Source organism: Rhizobium deserti, from assembly GCF_004358025.1.
Classification (GTDB): domain Bacteria; phylum Pseudomonadota; class Alphaproteobacteria; order Rhizobiales; family Rhizobiaceae; genus Neorhizobium; species Neorhizobium deserti.
This window is the reverse complement of the sequence record NZ_SMTL01000006.1, coordinates 101,311-123,713: the sequence shown is the minus strand read 5'-3', so window position 1 is coordinate 123,713 and position 22,403 is coordinate 101,311. Positions and strand designations below refer to the sequence as shown.

The following is a 22,403-nucleotide window of genomic DNA, read 5'->3' as shown; positions in this document are numbered from 1 at the left end:
GCCGACAATTTTGAACCAGCGACAACACCTGTGCATCGTGCAAGGCGATCATGGATTGTCTTCTGGAGGCGCTTCGCGAAGGCCCGCGGACGGGCGCCATGACGACCAAATGACTTTATCACCGAAAGTTGAAGTCTGGCTCCTCAACAAGGGTCGTGCTCTCACCAAGCTGTGTTACAGTTTTGCGACTGGAAGCGCAGTGATTGGATCGCCGATGCTTGCAACGCTTGCCATGCTGATGACCCTTTCCGGCGACGCAACGACGCTGATCGTGCAGGCCGGAGGAGGCGATGTCGATGTTGAACTGGTTCTTGCTGTCGATACGTCGCGCTCCATGGACTATGAAGAAGTTCGCATCCAGCGCGAAGGCTATGTCGAAGCCCTCAAGCATAAGGAATTCATCGACGCGGTGAAGTCGGGCCTGATCGGCAAGATCGCCATTAGCTATTTCGAATGGGCCGGCGACGTGGTTCCAGGATCCGTGATGGACTGGACGGTGATCGATAGCGAGCAGGACGCGATCCACTTTGCCGAGCGCCTCGAGGCTAGGCCGATAGAAACCCAGCGCCGTACATCAATCTCTGCAGCGATCGCCCAGGGCGCGGTGATGATCGTGTCGAACCCTTACCGCGGCATGCGCCAAGTGATCGACGTTTCGGGTGATGGACCCAATAATTCCGGAAATCCGGTCGAGCCTGCCCGCGACAAGGCGATTGAAGCCGGCATCGTCATAAACGGACTGGCGATGATGCTGAGGCCTTCCGGTGCGCCGGGCGGCCTCGATCAATATTACGGCGACTGCGTTATCGGCGGCCCCGGTTCCTTTGTCCTGCCTGTCCACAAGATCGAGGATTTCGCCACGGCTGTGAGGCGCAAGCTGGTCATGGAGATCAGCGGTCTGCCGCCGCAAGCGACGATAAGACGGATCGCAAGTCAGCCGGCAAAGACCGATTGCCTTGTCGGCGAAAAACAATGGCAAGACATGTTCGATCGCTGAGTCTACCCACATAAGCCCCTCATGGCTCCTTCATCCTCCGGTAGGCCGAAGACCGTCACGCAAGGCTGATCTTCACGATCTGGCCTGCTCAGCCTGCTTATGTTTTGCTACCTACGGTCAGTGTTTCCCAGTTGCCCCGGGCCAGGGCCTGTGGCACCTATCGCAAGGGCACGACCTCTATGTGGTCTTGGTGAATTTGGAGGGATGATGACAGGAGCCTACTGGGGCGCCGACAGCAGGCAACGTGATAACGACGAAGCCCGACACTTCCTGCTCGGCTTGAGTCGCGGCGCAGCCGGAGCCATGCTGTTCGGCATTCCCATGTTGATGACGATGGAGCTGTGGGATCTCGGCTTCTATATCGAACGCGGACGGCTTCTTCTCCTGATGATCGTCAACATACCGCTGCTCGTCGTACTCGCCCATCTCATCGGTTTCGAAAGAACGACGACATGGCGCCAAGCCGTCCGCGACGCGATCATTGCGTATGGGCTTGGCATTCTGATCTCGGCGGCTGTCCTCATCATGCTTGGAACCATCGAAGCTCATATGCCGGCATCGGCCATCCTCGGCAAAGTCGCAATACAGGCCGTGCCGGCCAGCATAGGGGCGATGCTCGGGCGGTCGCAATTGGGTGGACAGGCCGCCGGCGGAGGCAACGAGGATGGCAAGCAGGACGAGGAAAGCGTAGAAGACGCAGTACCGGATGCGATTTCCACGCATTACAGCCAGGAACTATTTCTGATGGCGGTGGGCGCTCTGTTCCTCAATCTCAATGTCGCACCGACCGAAGAAGTCATCCTCATTTCCTACAAAATGACACAGTGGCACGCGCTGGCGGCGATGCTTGTGTCGATCGCCATCATGCATGCCTTCGTTTATGCCGTTGCCTTCAAGGGAACCCATGAAATTCCAGGTGAAACGCCGCGCTGGCATGTCTTCGTGCGGTTCACACTGCCCGGCTACATGATCGCGATGCTGATCAGCCTGTATGTGCTTTGGACCTTTGGGCGGCTGGATGACGTCGCGCCAAACCAGATTCTTATGTCCGCCATAGTCCTGAGTTTTCCAGGGGCCATTGGCGCGGCGTCTGCGCGCCTTGTCCTTTAACGAGAAAATAATGACGACGACGACAAAGCAAACCACCAGCGAAACTGACGACCCGACCTGGATCGAATGGGCGACCGGCATGATCTCGGCCCTCCTGGTGATCGTGATGATCGGCTGGGTCGCCTGGCAGTCCCTTACGGAGGAGGAGCAGCAACCGAACTTCACCGTTGCCGTCACGGAAAAGGGAGCCGTGGACGGCGGTTATCGCGTCACTTTCGAGGTCAACAATACGGCCACCAAGACAGCCTCCGCCGTTGTTGTGCGGGGCGAGATCCTCGACGGCAGCAATCCGATTGAGTCCGCGGACGTGACATTCGATTATGTCGCCGTCCGATCCAAATCCTCGGGCGCCATAATCTTTTCGCAGGATCCCGGCGACCGAGCCCTTAGGATCCGAGCGATCGGCTATACCGATCCGTAAGAATGCTGCTTCACTGCCTGCGGTTCAATAAGGCAGGCCGACATAGTTTTCCGCCAGAGCGGAAGAGGCGGCGACCGAGCCGACCAGATAATCCAGCTCCGCCTCCTGGATCTTCTGGTCGAACTCGCCGCTATCGGGAAAGCGGTGCATCATCGTCGTCATCGACCAGGAAAATCTCACAGCGCTCCATACGCGCTTCAGCGCACGAGATGAATAGGCATCCAGGCCTGCGGACGAGTGCTCGGTATAATGTTCCGCAAGCCCGGAAAACAAATAATGCACGTCGCTTGCTGCGAGGTTCAAACCTTTGGCACCGGTCGGCGGTACGATATGGGCCGCGTCTCCGACCAGGAACAGTGCTCCGAACCGCATCGGCTCGGCCACGAACGACCGCAACGGCGCGATTGATTTCTCGAAAGATGGCCCGACGACTAGCACCTCCGCATGATTTCTAGGCAACCGTCGGCGCAATTCGTCATAGAAGCGCTCATCCGACCAATCATTGATCTTCTCAGCCAGATCGCACTGGATATAATAGCGACTGCGCGTTTCCGAACGCATTGAACAGAGCGCGAAACCGCGCGGATGGTTGGCGTAAATCAGCTCGTGGCTGACGGGTGGCACATCGACGAGAATGCCGAGCCAGCCGAAGGGATAGACGCGCTCGAAGGTCTTCAAGGCCTGTTGCGGCACCGAGCGGCGGCTGATGCCGTGATAGCCGTCACAGCCGGCAATGAAGTCGCAGTCTAGGCGGTGGGTGAGCCCGTCTTTCTCATAGGTCAGGTAAGGACTGTCGCCGGAGAAATCATACGGCGTGATATTGAGCGCATCGAAAATGGTTTTGCCGCCGGTCGCCTCGCGCTTGTCCATCAGGTCGTAAGTAAGCTCAGTCTGGCCGTAAACCATAACGCGCTTTCCGGTCAGGCCAAAGAGATCGATCCTGTGGTCGCGCCCCTTGAAAGCCAAAGAAAAGCCGTCATGCGGAAGGCCTTCGGCATGCATGCGTGCGCCTGCTCCGGCGAAATCCAGCATTCCTGCCGTGCCCTCTTCCAGGACACCGGCGCGGACACGGCTGAGGATATAGTCCTTCCCCGCCCGATCCAGAATGATGTTGTCGATGCCCGCATTGGTCAGCAACTGCCCAAGCAGCAGGCCGGACGGGCCTGAGCCTATGATGGCGACTTTGGTGCGCATGATATCCTCCCGAACTAGGACCAAAGCTAAGACCGGATGATGCGCATGAACAATGGACATTTGAGCCGTCCGATAGCACAAATGGAACATAGTCGACCGGAGCGCCATATGTCCTCAACGATCCCAACCTATGACCTTTATGGAGAAAACCAGGCAGACAGGCCGGATTTTTGGATACATTGTGAGACAATCGAGGCGCGCAGCAGGACGCATCGCTGGGAAATTGGTCTTCATCGCCACGAGAGCTTCCAGCAATTCCTGTACATTCGCCAAGGGGCTGGAGATGCCGTTTTCGCGACCGGGAACATTCCGCTTTCGCCACCTTGCATCGTTTCGATACCGCCCGGCTTCAGTCACGGTTTCCGCTTTTCCCGGGACATAGACGGGCTGGTAGTGACCCTGCTTGCGAAGCGCCTGAGCCTGAGCGCAAGAAACGCTCCCAGAGGTCGCGAGAGCTGGCTCTCGAGCCTCTACGTGACGGCTCTTTCTCCTGGGCCCGATGCGCAATATCTGGAAGAGACCCTGTTACGCCTTTATCAGGAGTTTTGCTTGCGGCGCAGCGATAGCAACGAACTCATGGAAGCGCATTTGAGGTCGGTCATTCTCATGCTGGGCCGCCAGATCGGCGCGGACAGCGACCCTATTCTTGGTGACACCAAACGTGCCCGTCTTGAAGTTCTGATCGATCTGATCGGCCAGCACTTTCGGCAACAGTTGAGCGCCAAGGCCTATGCCGCCATCCTCGGCCTTTCGCCCACACATCTGAACCGCATCGTGCGCGAAACTGCAGGCGTTACGGTCCACGAGCTGATCATGAACCGGGTTCTGGAAGAAGCGCGTCGGGCGCTGGTGTTTTCGTCGGCAAGCATTCAGTCGATCGCTGAGCAGATCGGCTTCTCGGACGCCAACTATTTCGCCCGCTGTTTTCGAAAAAGAACCGGCCGGACGCCGAAACGATATCGACAAGAAGAAAGGCAGAGACTGCGGGACGTTTGAGCCGATGACCATACCGTTCACGTCTTAATCGGCTTAGTGACAATTCGTGTGGGCGCTCGGGGATCAATCTCGGCTCCGATGCGTTGATGAGCGCTGTCGCCTTGCCGAACCGCAATGAAGCAGGCTGCTAATGATTATAAGGAGTACAGGGATGAAGAAGTTTGTTGTTGCGGCCGTTGCCGCTTTGCCGGTCCTCGCGGCCGCTGGTACGGCGCTTTCAGCTGACGTTATCAGCCGGCGTGACCGGGTTTACGAGGAGCCGGATCAGCGCAACGGTGTTCGCATCGGCTATTTGGATTGCTCGATCGGCGGCGGCGTGGGCTATGTTCTGGGCTCTGCCAAGGAAGCAGACTGCGTATTTACCTCGACCATGGGCGGCGAGCCCCGTGATCACTACACCGGCGTCGTGCGCAAAATGGGCGTGGATCTCGGTTTCACCACCCGCTCGCGTCTGATCTGGGCCGTTTTCGCGCCGACGGCAGGCTATCACCACGGCTCGCTCTCCGGATTGTACCAGGGTGCAACGGCTGAGGCGACGGTCGGTGCCGGCATTGGCGCCAATGTGCTCGTCGGTGGTACGTCCGGCTCCATCCATCTGCAGACCGTCAGCCTGACGGGCCAGCTGGGCCTGAACGTGGCAGCGACCGGCACGTCGGTTACCCTAACGCCAGTCAACTGAGTTCCAATCGGCGCCCTTTCGAGGAGCAAGGGGCGCCGCTCATTGATGATTTACACTTGCTCGTGACCACTGCCTCTGATCCGGCTGGGTATCCCAGTAAGAGTGCAGCATAATACGCCGACAGGTACCGCATCCATAAGTGATATTCGATGTTCATGGTTGTCGTATAGGAACCGCTACAAGCTGGCAGGTATGCGAACGGTGACAGGGAGCCTCGCCGCTCCCCTTGAAGCGTTCAGTCTCCGCCCATACTTTATATGCAGGTGACAGTTTCGGCTGCTGCAGCGCCTATAGGCACCGCCAGCCGGCCAGCCAGTGAGACAACCAATGGATATCGAGAAAATTATGCGATCGGTCGTGACCGTTCGCGCTTCCATTCCCGACGACGCTTTTACCGCCGGATCGCTCGGCACGAGAAGAGAGGGCAGCGGCGTTGTTATCCGTGAAAATGGGCTAGTATTGACGATCGGCTATCTGATCACAGAAGCAGAAGACGTCTGGCTGACACGGTATGACGGTCGGATCGTGCCGGGTCACGCCCTTGCCTATGATCAGCAAAGCGGCTTTGGCTTGGTTCAGGCTCTCGCACCTCTGGATCTGCAGCCTTTGCCGATCGGCGATTCAGATGGGGCGACGGTCGGGGATCATGTGATTTTCGCGGACGGCGAGGGGCAATATGTCCGCACGGATATTGTCGCCAAGCAGGAATTTGCCGGTTATTGGGAATATCTATTGGACGAAGCCATTTTCATCAGCCCCGCCCACCCCTCTTGGGGCGGTGCAGCGCTGGTCGACAGTGAAGGCAAGCTACTGGGTGTCGGTTCTTTGCGGCTGCAGATGAGCAAGGGGGGTGAGATTGCCGACATCAACATGGTCGTGCCGATCAATCTTCTGCGCCCGTTGCTCGATGATCTCTTGAACCGCGGCGAGTTCAGCCAGCCGCCGCGGCCATGGCTCGGCGCTCTATCCGCTGAAAACAATGGCGACGTGGTCGTCATGAGCGTCACCGAGAACGGCCCGGCAGCCAAGGCAGGCCTGAAGCGCGGTGACGTTATCTCCGAGATCCGCGATGGCGAAGTGGAAGGTTTGGCCGATTTCTACCGCAAGGTCTGGGACAGCGGCCCGCCTGGGGCGGAGATTCCCATGAGGGTCCTACGCGACGGACGCGAGGCATGGCTGAGGATCAAGTCGGCCGACCGCAATGACTTCCTGCGCAAGCCGCAATTACAGTAGGCGGCGGGCATCAGCGCATCAGGATTGCCCGGAAGTCGTTGACATTGGTTCCCGTGGGGCCGGTTTGGAAAAGGTCGCCGATAGCCGAAAAGCCGGTAAAGCTGTCATGACCAGCAAGCAGCTGACGCGCATCAAGTCCGGCAGCACGCAGCCGCCTTACCGTCGCGCCGTCAACGAAGGCCCCGGCATTCGTTTCTGAGCCATCTATGCCGTCCGTATCGGCGGCCAGTGCTTCGATCGGCAGCCCGTCACCTGCCAGGGCAAGAGCCAAAGCAAATTCTCCGTTGCGGCCGCCCTTGCCCCCCTTGTTGCGCAATGTCACTGTGGTTTCTCCGCCGGATAAAAGCACGCAAGGTTTGGAGAACGGCCGGTTTCGCAGATGGATCTCCCGGGCAAGCGCCGCATGCATCAGCGCCACGTCTCGCGCCTCCCCCTCAATGGAATCGGACAGGATGTAAGGCGTTACGCCCTGCGCCCGAGCAACGTCTGCAGCGGCCTCCAGCGATACGCCTGCCGAAGCAATGACGCGATATTCGTGGCCGACAAAGACCGCATCTTCGGGCTTGGGTGCGTCAGCGGCCGACGAATTGAGATGGGCGATCATCGCTGGCGACAGTTCCAACTTGTATTGCTGAACAATGGCGAGCGCATCCTGTCGAGTAGTGTTGTCCGGGATGGTCGGGCCTGAAGCAACAAAGGCGGGATTGTCACCGGGAATATCCGAAATGATAAGGCTGACGACGCGAGCTTTGGTAGAAGCGGCCAGTCGTCCTCCTTTTATGGCCGACAGGTGCTTTCGCACCATGTTCATGGCCGAAATCGGTGCGCCCGAAGCAAGCAACATCTCATTCAGTGCAATCTCGTCGTCGAGCGTAAATCCCTCTGGTGGAGCCGGCAGTAGCGCCGAGCCACCGCCAGAAATCAGCGCGATCACCAGATCGTTCGGTGACAGCCCTGTTACTGCATCAAGCAGCTGCCTTGCCGCCGCAAGCCCCGCCGCATCCGGTACCGGGTGTGAAGCTTCTAGAACCGTGATGGACTTGGTGGGGCAACCGTAGCCATATCGGGTTACCACCACGCCATCCAAGCGACTGGCCGGGTAATGTTCGCTCCAGAGAGCTTCGAGCGCAGCCGCCATTTGCGCGGCACCCTTGCCGGCCCCGATCACAACGGTGCGGCCATTCTCGGGCGGCGAAGGAAGATGGGCTCGCATGCCGGTCATGGGATCGGCAGCCTTGACGGCCGCGGCGAACATAGCCTGCAGCAATTCGCGATCGCTCATCCCAATACCTCCACGACCCAAGCTGGATACCCTCTGAGCTTTTCGAACATGCTCGACCTTGAGCGTCAACCTTTTGCTCCCGCACCGTATCTAGGGTAGAAGCCCGCAAAAAGGTCGAGAATTTCAATCATGAGGCTGGCAAGCAAGGTGCAGGCAGGCGATCCCTATCGAGAACGGGCCTGCGGCACCTGTACGCTCTGTTGCCGGCTTCCGGAAATCGAGATGTTTTCGAAACCGGCCGACAGCTGGTGCGAACATTGCAATCAGACGGGCTGCCGCATCTACGAGACCCGCCCTGATCTTTGCCGAGATTTCCTCTGCCTTTGGATGACGCGTCAAGTCGCCGAGCACTGGCAACCGCAGCGCTCCCATATGTTGGTCTATGCACAAGGGCCGCAGCTGACGGTGCTTGTCGATCCGGATCATCCGTCCGCCTGGCAAGCGCAGCCTTACTTCTCCGACCTTCAGGACTGGGCGGAAACGGCGCAGCATGCGGGAGGATATGTCATCCTGTTTTGCGGCGACGAGGTCGTCAAGATCGAGTCGTCCGGCCATGGCGGTTAGCGGCTAGTCTCTTCTGCGGCTTGGCGGATGGTTTGCATCAGGATCGAAAGCGGCGTCGACGGCGTGCTGTCGGCGCGCATGGTCAGACCAACCGGCCCACGCGTCTCATGCGTATCGATCGGCAAAGTAGCAAGCAGGCCATCCTGCACATCGGCGGCCACCACGCCTGCGGAAATGATCCAGATCGCGTCGCTGGCGCGAACGAAAGCACGACCGAACGCATCGGATACGGTCTCGATCTGGGTCGGCAGGTTGGCGATGCCATTGGCAATAAGGAACTGTTCCACAGCGGGCCGGATGATCGAGCCCCTTGACGGCATCAGGACAGGGTAGTTGGCCAGACCCTCGAAGATGAACGACTTTGCCTGAAGCAGAGGATGGCCGCTCCGCACTGCAAACACGATCTGCTCGGAATAAAGATGCTCGAAGGACAGGCCCGTCATCTTTTCCGGTGCAGCCAGGCGCCCGACAACCAGATCGAGGTCGCCGACCCGCAATTGTTCCATCAGCACAGCGTTTTCGCCGGTGACGATCTTCACCCGGCCCCGCGTTCCTTCTGCCAGGAAAGCCGTCATGGCGCGCGGCATGATGCGGCTCGAGACAGTTGGTAACGCGCCGACCCGGATGGGTGGACCGGAATCGGCAAGTTCCTGTGAAACGGAATCCACCCCTTGGCGCAGCGCCGTCAGCGCGGTGCTGGCATAGCGCAGGAAAACCTCGCCATGGCGGGTGATGCGGATACCCCGGCCTTCGCGCTCCAGAACGGCAACGCCGAGAGCTTCCTCAAGCTCGCGGATCGTTTTCGTCACCGCCGGCTGACTTATGCTGAGTGCTTCGGCCGCCTTGCCGATACTTTTCTGACGCGCAACCTCTACCAGTGTATGCAGATGGCGGAATTTGACGCGAGAGTCGATCAAGACTTATAACCTGTAGGTTAGGAGACGTGGGCAAAATATCAATTTACCAGTACTGAAACTAGTGTCATTTAACATTTAGGAGGAGGGAAGGATGCAGTTTGTACACATCAATGATGTCGTCATCCATTATGACATCCAGTGTGCCGATGATGACAAGCCGGTTCTGGTTTTCATCAATTCGCTGGGAACCGACAGCCGCATCTGGCATCATGTCCTGCCCAAGCTGGCGCACGATTTCACCATCCTGACCTATGACAAGCGTGGCCACGGGCTGTCTGACCTCGGTAACCCGCCCTATTCGATCGCCGACCATGTGGCGGATCTCGTCGGTCTTCTGGATCATCTGGAGCTTTCCAGCGTCATCCTTTGCGGCCTTTCCGTCGGTGGCCTGATCGCCCACGGCCTGTATCAAGACAGGCCCGACCTCGTCTCCGCCATAATATTTTCCAATACAGCCCACAAGATCGGCACTGCTGAAATGTGGGGCGGGCGGATTGCTGCCGTCGAGCAGAACGGCATAGACAGTATCCTTGACGCGGTCATGGAACGATGGTTCACCAGGCCTTTCCGGGCGCCGGAGAATGCAGCCTACAAGGCCTATTGCAACATGCTCGTGCGGCAGCCGGATCGCGGCTACAGCGGTACCTGTGCCGCGATCCGGGATGCCGATTTCACCGAGGCTGCCGCAAAGATCGCGGTGCCGGTCTTATGCGTTGCTGGAAGTGAAGACGGATCGACGCCGCCGGAGGTCGTAAGGTCGCTGGCCGATCTGGTGCCGAATGCGCGCTACGAGATCATCGAGGGCGTGGCACATATTCCCTGTGTCGAGGCTCCTGCGGCTTATGCAGCGGTGATCCGCGGCTTCATCGAAGGTTTGAACGAGGAATAGCCATGGCAGAGACATCACCGTCCTCAGCGCGTTTCGAGACAGGGATGAAAACCCGCCGATCGGTGCTGGGAAATGCTCATGTGGATCGCGCCGAAGCCGGCCAGACGCCGTTCGACCAGCCTTTTCAGGAGCTGATCACCGAAGGCGCGTGGGGCACCGTCTGGTCGGGCCAGAAATGGACGAAGCGCGAAAGGTCCATGGTGACGATCGCTCTTTTGGCGGCGCTGGGCCATGACGACGAGGTGGCCATGCATGTCCGCGCCACAGCCAATACCGGCGCGAGTCCGGAAGACATCCGCGAGGCGCTGATGCATGTGGCCATTTATGCCGGTGTTCCGGCCGCCAATCACGCCTTCAAGATCGCCAAGGCAACCTATGCGGAAATGGACGCGGCCCATGCCGCGGGAGACAAAGATGAAAAATCTACCGCCTGAAACCACTCCCTTTTTTGCCCGCGATCGTGGGTGGCATCCGCCTGCCTTTACGCCTGGCTACAAGACCAGCGTGCTGCGATCGCCGCAGCGAGCCCTGATTTCGCTCGAAGGCACCAAAAGCGAAGTCACTGGACCGGTCTTTGGTCACAATATACTCGGCCAGTTCGATAATGACCTGATCATCAATTACGCCCAACCGGGTGAATCGGCGATCGGCCAGCGGATCATGGTCTATGGTCGAGTTCTTGACGAGCGGGGCCGGGGGGTGCCGGGCGCCCTGGTGGAATTCTGGCAGGCCAATGCCGGCGGACGCTATCGCCACAAAAAGGAAACCTACCTCGCGCCGCTCGATCCGAATTTCGGCGGCTTCGGACGCACGATCACAGATGATGAGGGCAGCTATTTCTTCCGCACGGTCAAGCCTGGTCCTTATCCCTGGCCCAACGGTGTCAACGACTGGCGGCCGGCGCATATCCATTTCTCGGTTTTTGGCCATGGCTTTGCCCAGCGCCTAATTACCCAGATGTATTTCGAGGGGGATCCGCTGATCTGGCTGTGTCCGATCGTCAAGACCATTCCTGATGAAGAGGCAATCAAGCAGTTGATCGCTCCGCTCGACATGAATGCCACCATTCCGCACGACCTGCGCGCCTACAAATTCGACATCATCCTGCGCGGCCGTCGCTCGACCCTGTTTGAAAACAGGTTGGAAGGAAACTGATCATGGTTCAGCCGCTGAGCTACCTCAAGGAATCTCCCTCGCAAACGGCGGGCCCTTACGTCCATATCGGCTGTACGCCGAACTTCGTCGGCATCGGCGGGGTCTATGACACAGACCTCGGTGCCGGTCCCATGGTCAACGACAAGACCCGCGGAGAGCGTATCACCATCCGCGGTTTTGTGTACGATGGTGCAGGCACGGCATTGAAAGATGCTTTGATCGAAGTGTGGCAAGCGGATGCCCAGGGCTTTTATAACAGCCCGTCTGAAACCCGCGGAGCAGCAGATCCCAATTTCTTCGGCTGGGCGCGCTGCCCGGGCGACATGGCAACAGGCGAATTCGTCTTCGAAACCATCAAGCCGGGCCGCGTGCCTTTTCGCGATGGCCGGCTGATGGCGCCGCATGTGACCTTCTGGATCGTCGCGCGGGGCATCAATCTCGGGCTCCATACCCGGATGTACTTCTCCGATGAGGAGCAAGCCAATGCGGAAGATCCGATCCTGTCGCGTATCGAGCATCGCATGCGTGTTCCAACGCTGATCGGTCAGCGTGAAGGTGATACGATCACTTTCGACATCCATCTTCAGGGTGAGAAAGAAACCATTTTCTTCGACATCTAACGCCGAAGAGGCAAGTGCATGAGCGTAACCGCCTTCGAGCATCCCTTCCTTTGCGGCCTTGTCGGTGACGAGGAGACGGCCAATCTGCTTTCGGCGAAAGCAGAGATCAATGCCATGATTGCCTTCGAAGCCGCTCTGGCCAAGGCGGAGGCCGGCGCCGGCCTTATGTCCGAGGCCATCGCCGAGCAAATTTCTTCGACCTGCGTCGGCTTCCAGCCAGTCATGGCGGATCTGCAGAAGGCGACGGGACGGGACGGGGTCGTGGTTGCCGACCTAGTGCGGCAGTTGCGCGAGGCTGTCAGCACCACCGGTAGCGAGGAGGCTGCCCGTCATGTTCATTTCGGCGCGACGAGCCAGGATGTCATCGATACGGCGCTGATGATGAGGTTGAAAGAGGTCTGGAGCCTGTTCAGGACGCGTATCGACGAGATCGAATCCGGCATGTCTCGGCTCGAGGCACAATTCGGTACTCGCCGGCTGATGGGCCATACGCGAATGCAGGCGGCCATTCCGATCGCCGTTTCCGATCGGGTTCGTACATGGCGCGAGCCCCTGGCCCGGCACCGAGCGAAGATGGAAAGCTTCTCGGAATCCGGTTTCGTTGTTCAATTCGGCGGCGCAGCCGGCACGCTCGACAAGCTTGGCGACAAAGCAGCAGAGATCCGCCGTGCCCTGGCTCTGGAGCTTTTTCTATCCGAAGCACCCCAATGGCAGAACCAAAGGGACCGCCTGAACGAGGTCGCCTCCATCCTGGCTCTCATAACCGGCACGCTCGGAAAACTTGGGCAGGATGTGGCGCTTCTGGCTGAGATGGGTAGCGAGATTCAGCTGGCGGGCGGGGGTGGCTCGTCGGCCATGGCCCATAAGCAGAACCCGGTCGCCGCAGAAGTGCTGGTTTCGCTTGCCCGCTTCAATGCGGTTCAACTGTCGGGAATGCAGCATGCCATGATCCATGAGCAGGAACGCTCCGGTGCCGCCTGGACGCTGGAATGGCTGATCCTGCCGCCGATGGTGCTCGCAACCGGCGCCGCATTGCGACTTGGCTTAGAGCTCGTCGGGAACATCAAATCTCTGGGCAAGGACTAAGTGGTCGAGCTGTCGATCGGCGATCTATAACCACTTGGAAATGCTAAAGGCCGTTAAATTTCATTTTACATTACCTTACCGCATGTAGAAACATGTTTTATGGAGCGCCTTCGGGCGAGAGGGTTGGGAGAAAAATCATGAAGAAGCTATTCACCATTGCGCTTGCCTTCGCTGCGATGTCGAGTGCGGCCTGGGCTGAAACCATCAAGGTTGGCGTGGTTGGTCCATTTTCCGGGCCGTTTGCTCTGCAGGGCAAGAATTTCAAGGCGGGTATCGACGCCTGGTTCGCCTTGAACGGCAACAAGGTCGGCGGCAATGATATCCAAATCGTGTATCGGGATGTACCGCAGGCGGATCCTGCCCGCTCCAAGGCACTGGCGCAGGAACTGGTTGTGCGCGAGGGTGTGCAATATCTTGCAGGCTTCTATTTCACCCCCGACGCAATGGCCGCAACAGCCCTGCTGCAGCAGGCCAATGTGCCGATGGTGGTGATGAATGCCGCGACTTCCGCAATCGTGGCCGCCAGCCCGCAGGTCCTGCGGACGTCTTTCACGACCTGGCAGACGACCACGCCGATCGCCAAGGTGGCTAAGGACCAGGGCGTAACCAAGGTCATCACGCTGGTCAGCGATTACGGTCCGGGTATCGATGCGGAAACCGCGTTCAAGACCGCCTTCGCAAAAGAAGGCGGGCAGGTTGTGGAATCGGTGCGAATGCCGCTCTCAACGAACGATTTTGCGCCGCTCATGCAGCGCATCAAGGATTCCGGTGCGCAGGGCCTGTTCACCTTCCTGCCGTCCGGGCCTCCCACGCTCGCCTTTGTCAAAGCCTTCAACGACAACGGTTTGAAGGCGGCAGGTGTCAAGTTTTATGCGACGGGCGACCTTACCCAGGAATCGGACCTTCCGGCGCTAGGTGAGGCGGGTCTCGGCCTGCAAACGACCTTCCATTACGCCGTTTCGCATGACTCGCCTGAGAACAAGGCTTTTGTTGCTGCAGCCGAAAAGGCGATCGGCAATCCGGCGGAACTGTCTTTCCCCGCTGTTGGCGCCTTCGACGGCATGTATGTGATTTCCAAGATGATTGAAGCGACCGGCGGCAAGCAGGACGCCAAGAAGGCGGTCGAGGCCGTCAAGGGTTTGTCCTGGATTAGTCCGCGTGGGCCGGTCACGATTGATGCTGAAAGCCGGCATATCACCGAGAACATCTATCTGCGTGAAGTCGCCAAGGATGCCAACGGCAAATATTACAACAAGGAAATCCAGACATTCGAGAAGCAGGGCGATCCTGGCTTGGCTTTCGTAAAGAAATAAGCGCCAGGCACGGAGGAAGCTCCGCGTCTGGAATAGCGCAGGACCGGGCGGTCGGTCGAACACGACCTCCGCTCCGGCCTGCTGTACCAAATCAGACCTACGCCGCAAATCGCACACAACCCCTGAACCAGCAAGAAAGGCGCCGATCCCGCCACATGCAGACTGTCATGAGTATAGCCATCGACGCCTTGGCCTATGGCATGGTTCTGTTCGTGATCTCGATCGGCCTTTCTGTGACGATGGGCCTGATGCGGGTCGTGAACCTGGCGCACGGGGCCTTTGCCATGATCGGAGGCTATCTCGCTTCCTATGCGGCGCGCGATCTTGGTTTGGGTTATGCAGCAGGCGTGCTGGTTGCGATCATCGGGACCGTTATCATCGCCGTGCCGATCGAGCGTTTCCTTTATCGGCGAATCTATGGTGCACCTGAACTCACTCAGGTGCTGATGACGATCGGCATCACCTTCTGCGTCATCGGCATCACCAATTTCGCCTTCGGCCCGACGCTAAAAACCATTCCGCTTCCCCCTTCACTGCAAGGTTCGCTGGATCTCGGATTCCGATCGATAGCCACACATCGAATCTTTGCCATCGCTTCTGGCCTCGTTGTTGCTGCCCTCCTGTGGTTTCTGATCGAGAAGACAGCCTTCGGCATCAAGATCAGGGCTGCGGTGGATAATGCAGCCATGACCGCGGCACTCGGCGTGCGGACCGAAATCGTCTACGCCGTCAGCTTTGCCGTCGCCATCGGACTTGCCGCATTGGGCGGCGTGCTCGGTGCCGAGCTCTTGCCTGTCGAGCCTTACTATGCCCTGCGGTATATGGTCACTTTCTTGGTCGTCGTGTCTGTCGGCGGCGCCGGCTCGATCCCGGGCGCGCTGATCGCCTCCTTGCTGCTTGGCGCCATCGACACGACCGGGCGTTATCTCGCGCCAGAATACGGCGAATTCTTCTTCTATCTAGCCGTGATCCTGATCGTGACCCTGTTCCCGCGCGGTCTGGCGGGGCGGCTGAAATAATGGCGGTTCCCATGGCGCATCAGCCCAAGCCGACGCTTTCGATTGGTAAGCGGTTTACCGACAATGGCCTTCTCGGCGTGCTGGCGATCCTTATTATCGGGCTGCTCGGCTATTTCCTGGTTCCCAACAATCTGGCGCTGCTGACGCAGATTGTCGCTATCGCTCTCCTGGTCTTGTCGATCGACTTGGTAACAGGCTATTGCGGCGTCGCCACGCTCGGACATGCTGCGCTTTTTGGTGCAGGCGCATATGCGGCGGGCATAGCCGCGGCGCATTTTGGGGTCACCGAGCCTTTGACGATGACGCTCATTGGCCTTGTCGGCGGTGCCCTTGCCGGATTGGTGTCGGGCCTCGTCATCCTGAGAGCCCACGGGCTTGCTCAGCTTGTTCTCTCAATCGCCGTCATCCACCTCTTCCACGAGGCAGCCAACAAGGCTTCCGGCTGGACCGGCGGCAGTGACGGACTTTCCGCCATCATGCCCGATCCGATTTTCGGCATGTTCGAGTTCGATCTCTGGGGCCGCACCGCCTATGTCTATGCCCTGCTGCTTCTGGCCGTCGTGTTTGTGGCGCTGCGGCTTCTGGTGCGCTCGCCCTTCGGCATGCTTGCGCGGGGCGTCCGGGAAGACCCTATTCGCATCGCTGCGATGGGAGCCTCCGCCCATTCTGTGGTGTTGAGGATGTATGTCATCTCCGGCGCAGTGGCAGGCATAGGCGGAGCGCTTTCGGCCATTTCCACCCAAGTTGTCGGGCTGGACAGCCTTTCCTTCACGCTTTCGGCCGAGGCTCTGGTCATGCTGGTGCTGGGCGGCGTCGGATCACTTTACGGCGCCTTGATCGGCACAGTGGTTTTCATGCTGTTTGAAGACACATTGTCGGCCGCCAATCCCTTTCACTGGCTGACAATCGTCGGCGCGCTGTTGATCGCCGTCGTGCTCTTTGCCCCCAAGGGTCTTTACGGAACAGGGCTCGCCGTTGCCGGCCGGCTGAAGCGGAGGCCGTCATGACCAACCTCCTGGACGTCCAGAGCCTGCGCAAGAATTTCGGCGGCCTGGCGGTAACCAATAATGTGTCCATGGCCATGGCACCTGGCGATCGCGTGGCCTTGATCGGCCCGAACGGCGCCGGCAAGACCACTTTCATCAACCTTGTCACCGGCAATCTGCAGCCGGACGAAGGTCGGGTTCTGCTGGTCGGTGAGGATGTGACCGAGCGGAAGTCTGCCGAGCGCGTGCGGCGAGGGCTGGTTCGCTCTTTCCAGGTCACCCGGCTCTTTTACGACATGACGCCCGAAGAGCATGTCGCGCTTGCCGTGCTTCAGCGGGAAGGTACGGCCGGCCAGATGTTCGGCCATTATGCGCGGCGCATGGCCGTGATGGAAGAGGTTGGCGAGATCCTTGACCAACTTGGCCTCACGGAGCTTCGCACCCTCAAGGTCCGGGAAATTGCCTATGGGCAGCAACGGCTGCTGGAAATCGCCATGGCCATGGCGCTCAAGCCAAAGGTCCTGCTGTTGGACGAACCGGCCGCCGGCGTGCCTCAATCGGAAACCAACCGTATCGAGCGGGCTTTGGACAGCCTATCGCCGGAACTCGCCGTGCTGATGATCGATCACGATATGGACCTCGTGTTCCGGTTCGCGACGCGGGTCATCGTGCTTGCCGCAGGGACGATCATTTTCGACGGATTGCCGAAGGATGTGACACAGGACCAGCGGGTGCGCGAAGCTTATCTTGGGAGTTATGCGAATGCCGGCACAGCCGCTTGAGGTGACGGAACTGTCGTCGGGTTATGGACCAACCCGCGTCATCGAGGATATGTCATTTTCGGTGCCGGCCGGGTCGCGGCTGGCCGTGCTCGGCCGCAATGGCATGGGCAAGACCAGCTTGCTGGCGACGCTGGCGGGACAGACGCGGCGTTTCGGCGGCGCAATCCGTCTTGGAGGTCGCGATATCGCCAAGGAGCCGAGCGCGGCGAGAGCGCTTGCTGGTCTGGGTTACGTGCCGCAGACCCGCGACGTCTTTCCGACACTGACCGTCGAGGAAAATCTGTTGGTCGGTCTGAAGAGAAGACCGAAGACCGCCGTCGAAGAGGCCTATGCCATGTTCCCTCGCTTGAAGGAGCGGCGGCGCAATCTTGGCAGCCAGCTTTCGGGCGGCGAGCAGCAAATGCTGTCGACGGCGCGCAGCATTCTTGGGCAGCCATCGGTGCTTCTTCTGGACGAGCCGCTGGAAGGACTTGCCCCGGTTATCTGCGAAGAACTGATGGAGGCTTTCTCCAAGCTCGCCCAGTCCGGCGACATGACGATCATGCTTGTCGAACAGCGCATCCAGAGCGCGCTGGATTTTGCAGATCATGTCATCGTGCTGGAGCGCGGCCGCATCGCGTGGCAGGGCAAGCCCCAGGCGCTTGCGGCTGATCATGCTGCCGTCGAACGGCTGTTGGGCGTCGGCGGGTTACATTGACCGCGTGACAGGTTTTCCGGTCGCGACTTCGTTTTAGCCGTCGCGGTCGTTGCCTGGGGAGAACCAAGCAATTTGGGCCGCAGTTGCAATTTCCTATCGAACTCGTCGGTAAAGCAGGGTAATCCGCAGGCACAGATGAGCCATCAAGGTCACTGAGTTTGGCGGACGATGAAGCACAATCCGATATACCATCGGCGAGGATGATGTCCTGGGCGCGCAACTCGGCTGCTTATCGGCTTGGCAAGCGGATGCATACGGAGAAGCAGCTGTTCGACGCCATATCGCGCAAGGCGCGGGAGAAGTTCGGTGAAGTCACCGACGCGCAGGTCAGGGCCTTGGCAGAGTCTGCAGTGAAATTCGGTTACGAGATCAGGGCGCTCGACGATACGGCCTTTGCGGGAATCGCCAGCCGATCCGGGATGAGGAGCGGCAAATCCAAACGCGCGATTGCTCAAAAACTATCACTAAAGGGCGTTGCCAGGGATACGATCGAGGAGGCGGTTGTGGACGCCGACGATTTCTTTGCAGCCGTGGTCCTGGCGAGAAAGCGCGGCTTTGGCCCTTTTCGCAAAGCCATGTCGGATGACGACCGTCGAGCCAAGGAACTATTTACCTTTGCCCGGGCTGGCTTCGCCTTCGATATCGGCAAACGCGTTGTCGCCATGTCGCTTGATGAGGCCGAAGAGGTCTTGGCCAAAGGCCGCCATTTGTAGCACATCCGCGTCGTCGCTCGGTTGAAAAGCAAGGTTTCGCGTAATTTTTCCGGACCATCGGAGCCGTGATAGCTTTTCCATCATACGCCGCTGGCCAAAAATGCATGAAGCGATATATTTGGCGGGATATTTCGATCCTTTTTGGAGTAGATTATGCAGAGCCGCCGCCGTTCCTGGATCCATCTATGTCCCGTGCCAGTCGCAGCTCTGGTTGTCGCCATGGTCAGCCTGGCATTTCCGGCAGGCGCGCAGGAAAAGGTCACGGTGTTTGCGGCAGCCAGCATGAAAAATGCGCTCGACAACGCCAACAAGGCCTATGGTCAGGATGTTTCCGTTTCCTATGCGGCAAGCTCGGCCTTGGCTAAGCAGATCGAAAACGGCGCACCGGCGGACATCTTCGTCTCGGCCGATCTGGACTGGATGAAATATCTCTCCGACAGAAAGCTGGTAAAGGAAGACACCAAGTCGAACTTCCTCGGCAACCGCATCGTGCTGGTGGCTGCCAAGAACGCCGCCAAGCCGGTCGAAATCAAGCAGGGCTTTGACCTTGCGAGCCTATTGAAGGGTGGCAAGCTGGCCATGGGTGAACCGAGCTCGGTTCCTGCCGGCAAGTATGGCAAAGCCGCGCTCGAAAGGCTTGGCGTCTGGACATTTGTGGAAAAAAGCGTTGCGGGAGCCGAGAGCGTCCGCGCCGCGCTGGCACTCGTGTCACGGGGGGAGGCACCTTACGGCATTGTCTATCAAACGGATGCCGCCGCTGATTCGGGTGTCGCGATCGTCGGCACCTTTCCCGAAGACGCCCATCCGCCAATTATTTATCCGCTTGCCATCGTTTCAGGGTCAAAATCGCCGGACGCGGCCGCCTACCTTGACTATCTGAAATCGGCAAAGGCTGCACCCTTCTTCGAGAGGGAAGGCTTTACGCTTCTGCAGTAAGGCATTCTGACTAACCGCGCCCGAACGGGGTGGTAGCACGGGAGATTTACGTCTGGACTGGCTGGTATTGAGCGATAACGAGTGGACGGCCGTGCGGCTCAGCCTCTGGGTCTCGAGCATAGCCACGCTCGTCAGCCTGCCTTTTGGGATATTGATCGCCCATCTTCTGGCGCGGGGCCGCTTCTGGGGCAGGTCGGTGCTCAATGGCCTCGTCCATCTGCCGCTTATTCTGCCGCCGGTCGTGACCGGCTTCCTGCTACTCATCGTTTTCGGGCGGCGCGGCGTACTCGGCGAATTCCTCGACGAGTATCTTGGCCTGGTTTTGTCGTTCCGCTGGACGGGCGCAGCGCTTGCCTGCGGCATTATGGGGTTTCCATTGATGGTGCGCTCCATGCGGCTGTCGATCGAGGCGATCGATATCAAGCTGGAGGAGGCAGCCGGCACGCTTGGCGCCAACCCCTTCTGGGTTTTCGTCACGGTGACGCTGCCGCTCATGCTTCCCGGTATCATCGCCGGCATGATCCTGTCGTTCGCCAAGGCAATGGGCGAGTTCGGTGCGACGATCACCTTCGTTTCGAATATTCCGGGTGAAACGCAGACGCTGTCGGCGGCAATCTACACGTTTACTCAGGTGCCGGGCGGCGACGCCGGGGCCATGCGGCTGACCCTGGTGGCTATTGGTATTTCATTTGCGGCCCTTATGGCATCCGAGTTCCTGGCGCATCTGCTCGGCAGGAAAGCTCATCCGCAATGACGCTGGTTTTCGAAACCCGCCAGGTTCTGGGGAGATTCACGCTTAATGCGGGCTTTGCTTCCGACAATGGCGTCACTGCGCTCTTCGGCCGCTCGGGCTCGGGCAAGACCTCGCTCCTTCGCGTGATTGCTGGCCTGTCTCGGCCGGACGAGGGCCGCTTGGTGGTGGATGGCGAGGTGCTGCTGGACACGCGTGAACGCATTTTCGTGCCAAAGAACAGGCGCCGTTTCGGCTATGTCTTCCAGGACGGACGCCTGTTCCCGCATTTATCCGTGCGCCGCAACCTTAACTACGGCAGCTGGTTTGCCCAGAAAGCAACGCCACGAAGCAATTTCGATCGCGTCGTCGATCTTCTTGGCATCGAAGCTCTCCTAGACTGCCGCCCGGAAACATTGTCCGGCGGTGAAAAACAACGTGTGGCGATCGGCCGGGCATTGCTGTCTTCACCACGAATGCTTCTGATGGACGAGCCGCTTGCGGCTCTGGATGACGAGCGAAAGGCGGAGATCCTGCCTTATCTGGAACGGCTGCGGGACGAGGTGGCAATGCCGATCGTTTATGTCAGCCATTCCGTGGCGGAAGTGGTCCGGCTCGCGGACAGGGTCGTGATGCTCAAGGATGGCCAGGTGCATGCTGCCGGCACGCCGGACGATGTATTCGGCGGGTCGTCGAGCTTTTCATCCGGTGAGCGGCGCGATGCGGGCGCGGTTCTGACCGGGATTGCAGAAACCATCGACTTTCGCCACCGCATGGCAACAATCAGGCTGTCAAAGGCGTCAATTGTTGTACCGATGGCGGCTGCCATCACTGAAGGCCACACCGTCCGCGTCCACATTCCCGAGCGCGACGTGATGGTCGCGACGCAGCGGCCGGAGGGGCTCAGCGCCCAAAACATCCTTGAAGGCGTGATCGCGGCGATCGAACCGGATGGCGAAAGCATGGTGCGCATCCGCATTCGCATCGGCGGAGATGTGGTGCTGGCTCGTATCACCGCAGTTTCTGCCGAAAGGCTGGCACTGGCGCTCGAAAAGCCGGTCTTTGCGGTCATCAAGACGGCGGCTCTGGAAGGCTGAACTTATGCACATCTGTTCGGCCGGCACTTGATCAGCGCGCAAGGCAGCATCCGCTTCCGGCAGGATAGGTGGACACTGGCGCGGATTCTTTTTCAGGCCTACGTCGTTGGGCCTCGGAGGCTGGACTGCTCGATAACCAACTTCAGCCGGTCCAACTCAAGCCGGGCGTCAGGCAGCGCCCGGTGAGCGGGTGAAGCGGGTTCGCTGCCGGTGATCACGGAACTGACGAGTTCGTTAGCATCTTTCTTGGAAGAGTTTCGGCCCGTTCGAGACAACGCTGCCTCCAGGAAGATTTCGTCCGACTTCCTGAGGCGCAGCGCGTGGCGTGGGTGGCCCGTCGCTCGAAGAAGCACGCTCAGCCACTTTCCGTCCCATGAAGGGGCGCTGGCATAGAGATCGTGGCCCGCGAGCTCCTTCATCATTTCTGCGGCGACCGCCTCGACTGGCGTTCCTTCCGCATCAAGCATCCCTCTTGATATGCCATGCACGTGTTCGGCCTCGGGTGACCAATCGAGCCAATCCGCGGCGGGCTTTATAAGGTGGGACCGAAAGCGACCGTCTTCGAAGACCCAGGCCACTTCGATCGGAAAGCTTTTTTTGCTTAAGGACGAGGCCTCGAAGTCGAGAAATACGATCATGTCTCACCACATCTTCATGTTCCGCAGAGGATGTAGGGCGGCCGGCGCCGCAAACATCATCAAGTGCAAGCTAAAAGCTGTTGAAGATCTTCCTCGTGCTTAAACAGGTCTTGTATCGGCGGGTGATCATCCATATCTAGCGACTACCACCCGTTTTCGATGACTGCCTGCAGCGACAATAGCCTGTCGCGCGTTCGCAGTTGTCCGGGTCGAAGAGGGCGCTCCCTGAAAAGGTCGAGCGCCCTTTTCATTGCAAGCCCTCTAATTCCCTTTCTTTGCGCTGGTTGCGGCGACCCCTATCCGTGTCTGAAGACCCTGCTCCGTGTCTGATGGAGGGCCACGGACGTCC

At 59.1% G+C, this 22,403-nt stretch carries 25 protein-coding genes; 21 read left to right on the top strand and 4 right to left on the bottom strand.

The features are described 5' to 3' along the window. Positions 1–214 precede the first annotated feature (214 nt). The 3 genes from E2F50_RS19185 (at position 215) to E2F50_RS19175 (ending at position 2,528) form a co-directional block, all read left to right on the top strand. On the top strand, positions 215–997 hold the full coding sequence (locus E2F50_RS19185; protein WP_133317795.1) for a DUF1194 domain-containing protein: 783 nt from the start codon (positions 215–217) through the stop codon (positions 995–997). Positions 998–1,204: 207 nt separating this feature from the next. Continuing rightward, on the top strand, positions 1,205–2,107 hold the full coding sequence (locus tag E2F50_RS19180) for a TIGR02587 family membrane protein (protein ID WP_133317794.1): 903 nt from the start codon (positions 1,205–1,207) through the stop codon (positions 2,105–2,107). 10 nt (positions 2,108–2,117) lie between these two features. Then, complete coding sequence (locus E2F50_RS19175; RefSeq protein ID WP_133317793.1) at positions 2,118–2,528, top strand: TIGR02588 family protein; 411 nt, start codon at positions 2,118–2,120, stop codon at positions 2,526–2,528. A 24-nt stretch (positions 2,529–2,552) separates the two neighbouring features. Here E2F50_RS19175 and pobA read toward each other — a convergent pair whose 3' ends face one another. Further along, positions 2,553–3,722 (bottom strand): 4-hydroxybenzoate 3-monooxygenase, encoded by a 1,170-nt coding sequence (gene pobA / locus E2F50_RS19170; protein WP_133317792.1) that lies wholly within the window; start codon positions 3,720–3,722, stop codon positions 2,553–2,555. A 36-nt stretch (positions 3,723–3,758) separates the two neighbouring features. On the opposite strand from pobA, the gene E2F50_RS19165 reads away from it, so the two are divergent. The 3 genes from E2F50_RS19165 (at position 3,759) to E2F50_RS19155 (ending at position 6,630) form a co-directional block, all read left to right on the top strand. Further along, the gene (locus tag E2F50_RS19165) at positions 3,759–4,718 is read left to right on the top strand and encodes a helix-turn-helix domain-containing protein (protein ID WP_245515487.1); all 960 of its coding nucleotides are present in this window, start codon (positions 3,759–3,761) and stop codon (positions 4,716–4,718) included. Between the two features lie 151 nt (positions 4,719–4,869). After that, positions 4,870–5,397: a DUF992 domain-containing protein gene (locus E2F50_RS19160; protein ID WP_133317791.1), complete on the top strand. Its 528-nt coding sequence runs from the start codon at positions 4,870–4,872 to the stop codon at positions 5,395–5,397. A 327-nt stretch (positions 5,398–5,724) separates the two neighbouring features. Then, on the top strand, positions 5,725–6,630 hold the full coding sequence (locus E2F50_RS19155; protein WP_133317790.1) for a S1C family serine protease: 906 nt from the start codon (positions 5,725–5,727) through the stop codon (positions 6,628–6,630). Positions 6,631–6,640: 10 nt separating this feature from the next. On the opposite strand, the gene E2F50_RS19150 is transcribed toward E2F50_RS19155, so the two are convergent. Then, on the bottom strand, positions 6,641–7,912 hold the full coding sequence (locus tag E2F50_RS19150; RefSeq protein WP_133317789.1) for a glycerate kinase type-2 family protein: 1,272 nt from the start codon (positions 7,910–7,912) through the stop codon (positions 6,641–6,643). Positions 7,913–8,134: 222 nt separating this feature from the next. Between E2F50_RS19150 and E2F50_RS19145 the strand changes: the two genes are divergently transcribed. Continuing rightward, on the top strand, positions 8,135–8,476 hold the full coding sequence (locus E2F50_RS19145; RefSeq protein WP_245515486.1) for a hypothetical protein: 342 nt from the start codon (positions 8,135–8,137) through the stop codon (positions 8,474–8,476). Here the strand turns inward: E2F50_RS19145 and pcaQ are convergent. Then, positions 8,473–9,393, bottom strand: a complete 921-nt coding sequence (gene pcaQ, locus E2F50_RS19140; protein WP_133317787.1) for a pca operon transcription factor PcaQ — start codon at positions 9,391–9,393, stop codon at positions 8,473–8,475. The genes E2F50_RS19145 and pcaQ overlap by 4 nt on opposite strands. Positions 9,394–9,484: 91 nt before the next feature. On the opposite strand from pcaQ, the gene pcaD reads away from it, so the two are divergent. From pcaD to modC, 14 genes are all read left to right on the top strand, one after another. Next, positions 9,485–10,282, top strand: a complete 798-nt coding sequence (pcaD, locus tag E2F50_RS19135; protein ID WP_133317786.1) for a 3-oxoadipate enol-lactonase — start codon at positions 9,485–9,487, stop codon at positions 10,280–10,282. Between the two features lie 2 nt (positions 10,283–10,284). After that, positions 10,285–10,716: a 4-carboxymuconolactone decarboxylase gene (pcaC, locus tag E2F50_RS19130; RefSeq protein ID WP_133317785.1), complete on the top strand. Its 432-nt coding sequence runs from the start codon at positions 10,285–10,287 to the stop codon at positions 10,714–10,716. Beyond that, positions 10,697–11,437, top strand: coding sequence for a protocatechuate 3,4-dioxygenase subunit beta (gene pcaH, locus E2F50_RS19125; RefSeq protein WP_133317784.1), 741 nt, complete (start codon positions 10,697–10,699; stop codon positions 11,435–11,437). The genes pcaC and pcaH overlap by 20 nt, the downstream gene beginning before the upstream one ends. A 2-nt stretch (positions 11,438–11,439) precedes the next feature. Continuing rightward, the gene (pcaG, locus tag E2F50_RS19120) at positions 11,440–12,057 is read left to right on the top strand and encodes a protocatechuate 3,4-dioxygenase subunit alpha (RefSeq protein ID WP_133317783.1); all 618 of its coding nucleotides are present in this window, start codon (positions 11,440–11,442) and stop codon (positions 12,055–12,057) included. A gap of 18 nt (positions 12,058–12,075) precedes the next feature. Beyond that, entirely contained in the window at positions 12,076–13,143 is a 1,068-nt protein-coding gene (locus E2F50_RS19115) for a 3-carboxy-cis,cis-muconate cycloisomerase (RefSeq protein ID WP_133317782.1), read from the top strand. A gap of 137 nt (positions 13,144–13,280) precedes the next feature. Then, on the top strand, positions 13,281–14,456 hold the full coding sequence (locus E2F50_RS19110; protein WP_133317781.1) for an ABC transporter substrate-binding protein: 1,176 nt from the start codon (positions 13,281–13,283) through the stop codon (positions 14,454–14,456). Between the two features lie 155 nt (positions 14,457–14,611). Further along, positions 14,612–15,475: a branched-chain amino acid ABC transporter permease gene (locus E2F50_RS19105; protein WP_133317780.1), complete on the top strand. Its 864-nt coding sequence runs from the start codon at positions 14,612–14,614 to the stop codon at positions 15,473–15,475. A gap of 11 nt (positions 15,476–15,486) precedes the next feature. After that, positions 15,487–16,482, top strand: coding sequence for a branched-chain amino acid ABC transporter permease (locus E2F50_RS19100; protein WP_161974250.1), 996 nt, complete (start codon positions 15,487–15,489; stop codon positions 16,480–16,482). Continuing rightward, positions 16,479–17,243 carry an ABC transporter ATP-binding protein gene (locus E2F50_RS19095; RefSeq protein WP_133317778.1) on the top strand — a complete coding sequence of 255 codons (765 nt, stop codon included), beginning with the start codon at positions 16,479–16,481 and terminating at the stop codon, positions 17,241–17,243. Before E2F50_RS19100 ends, E2F50_RS19095 begins: the two co-directional genes overlap by 4 nt. After that, positions 17,224–17,940: an ABC transporter ATP-binding protein gene (locus E2F50_RS19090; RefSeq protein ID WP_133317777.1), complete on the top strand. Its 717-nt coding sequence runs from the start codon at positions 17,224–17,226 to the stop codon at positions 17,938–17,940. The genes E2F50_RS19095 and E2F50_RS19090 overlap by 20 nt, the downstream gene beginning before the upstream one ends. Before the next feature lie 158 nt (positions 17,941–18,098). Then, positions 18,099–18,653 (top strand): recombination regulator RecX, encoded by a 555-nt coding sequence (recX, locus tag E2F50_RS19085; protein ID WP_133317776.1) that lies wholly within the window; start codon positions 18,099–18,101, stop codon positions 18,651–18,653. A 153-nt stretch (positions 18,654–18,806) separates the two neighbouring features. Next, entirely contained in the window at positions 18,807–19,589 is a 783-nt protein-coding gene (gene modA / locus E2F50_RS19080) for a molybdate ABC transporter substrate-binding protein (protein ID WP_133317775.1), read from the top strand. Positions 19,590–19,641: 52 nt separating this feature from the next. Beyond that, a complete protein-coding gene (gene modB, locus E2F50_RS19075) occupies positions 19,642–20,343 on the top strand; it encodes a molybdate ABC transporter permease subunit (RefSeq protein ID WP_133317774.1) in 702 nt (233 codons plus the stop codon). After that, a complete protein-coding gene (gene modC / locus E2F50_RS19070) occupies positions 20,340–21,416 on the top strand; it encodes a molybdenum ABC transporter ATP-binding protein (RefSeq protein ID WP_133317773.1) in 1,077 nt (358 codons plus the stop codon). The genes modB and modC overlap by 4 nt, the downstream gene beginning before the upstream one ends. A gap of 98 nt (positions 21,417–21,514) precedes the next feature. Here the strand turns inward: modC and E2F50_RS19065 are convergent, their stop codons facing one another. Continuing rightward, positions 21,515–22,054: a 3'-5' exonuclease gene (locus E2F50_RS19065; RefSeq protein WP_133317772.1), complete on the bottom strand. Its 540-nt coding sequence runs from the start codon at positions 22,052–22,054 to the stop codon at positions 21,515–21,517. Positions 22,055–22,403 lie beyond the last annotated feature (349 nt).

Excerpts from the sequence above, each read along its gene's own strand:
- E2F50_RS19185 (WP_133317795.1), top strand. The coding sequence starts at position 215 with ATGCTTGCAACGCTTGCCATGCTGATGACCCTTTCCGGCGACGCAACG.
- E2F50_RS19180 (WP_133317794.1), top strand. The coding sequence starts at position 1,205 with ATGACAGGAGCCTACTGGGGCGCCGACAGCAGGCAACGTGATAACGAC.
- E2F50_RS19175 (WP_133317793.1), top strand. The coding sequence starts at position 2,118 with ATGACGACGACGACAAAGCAAACCACCAGCGAAACTGACGACCCGACC.
- pobA (WP_133317792.1), bottom strand. The coding sequence starts at position 3,722 with ATGCGCACCAAAGTCGCCATCATAGGCTCAGGCCCGTCCGGCCTGCTG.
- E2F50_RS19165 (WP_245515487.1), top strand. The coding sequence starts at position 3,759 with ATGATGCGCATGAACAATGGACATTTGAGCCGTCCGATAGCACAAATG.
- E2F50_RS19160 (WP_133317791.1), top strand. The coding sequence starts at position 4,870 with ATGAAGAAGTTTGTTGTTGCGGCCGTTGCCGCTTTGCCGGTCCTCGCG.
- E2F50_RS19155 (WP_133317790.1), top strand. The coding sequence starts at position 5,725 with ATGGATATCGAGAAAATTATGCGATCGGTCGTGACCGTTCGCGCTTCC.
- E2F50_RS19150 (WP_133317789.1), bottom strand. The coding sequence starts at position 7,912 with ATGAGCGATCGCGAATTGCTGCAGGCTATGTTCGCCGCGGCCGTCAAG.
- E2F50_RS19145 (WP_245515486.1), top strand. The coding sequence starts at position 8,135 with ATGTTTTCGAAACCGGCCGACAGCTGGTGCGAACATTGCAATCAGACG.
- pcaD (WP_133317786.1), top strand. The coding sequence starts at position 9,485 with ATGCAGTTTGTACACATCAATGATGTCGTCATCCATTATGACATCCAG.
- pcaC (WP_133317785.1), top strand. The coding sequence starts at position 10,285 with ATGGCAGAGACATCACCGTCCTCAGCGCGTTTCGAGACAGGGATGAAA.
- pcaH (WP_133317784.1), top strand. The coding sequence starts at position 10,697 with ATGAAAAATCTACCGCCTGAAACCACTCCCTTTTTTGCCCGCGATCGT.
- pcaG (WP_133317783.1), top strand. The coding sequence starts at position 11,440 with ATGGTTCAGCCGCTGAGCTACCTCAAGGAATCTCCCTCGCAAACGGCG.
- E2F50_RS19115 (WP_133317782.1), top strand. The coding sequence starts at position 12,076 with ATGAGCGTAACCGCCTTCGAGCATCCCTTCCTTTGCGGCCTTGTCGGT.
- E2F50_RS19110 (WP_133317781.1), top strand. The coding sequence starts at position 13,281 with ATGAAGAAGCTATTCACCATTGCGCTTGCCTTCGCTGCGATGTCGAGT.
- E2F50_RS19105 (WP_133317780.1), top strand. The coding sequence starts at position 14,612 with ATGCAGACTGTCATGAGTATAGCCATCGACGCCTTGGCCTATGGCATG.
- E2F50_RS19100 (WP_161974250.1), top strand. The coding sequence starts at position 15,487 with ATGGCGCATCAGCCCAAGCCGACGCTTTCGATTGGTAAGCGGTTTACC.
- E2F50_RS19095 (WP_133317778.1), top strand. The coding sequence starts at position 16,479 with ATGACCAACCTCCTGGACGTCCAGAGCCTGCGCAAGAATTTCGGCGGC.
- E2F50_RS19090 (WP_133317777.1), top strand. The coding sequence starts at position 17,224 with ATGCCGGCACAGCCGCTTGAGGTGACGGAACTGTCGTCGGGTTATGGA.
- modA (WP_133317775.1), top strand. The coding sequence starts at position 18,807 with ATGCAGAGCCGCCGCCGTTCCTGGATCCATCTATGTCCCGTGCCAGTC.
- modC (WP_133317773.1), top strand. The coding sequence starts at position 20,340 with ATGACGCTGGTTTTCGAAACCCGCCAGGTTCTGGGGAGATTCACGCTT.
- E2F50_RS19065 (WP_133317772.1), bottom strand. The coding sequence starts at position 22,054 with ATGATCGTATTTCTCGACTTCGAGGCCTCGTCCTTAAGCAAAAAAAGC.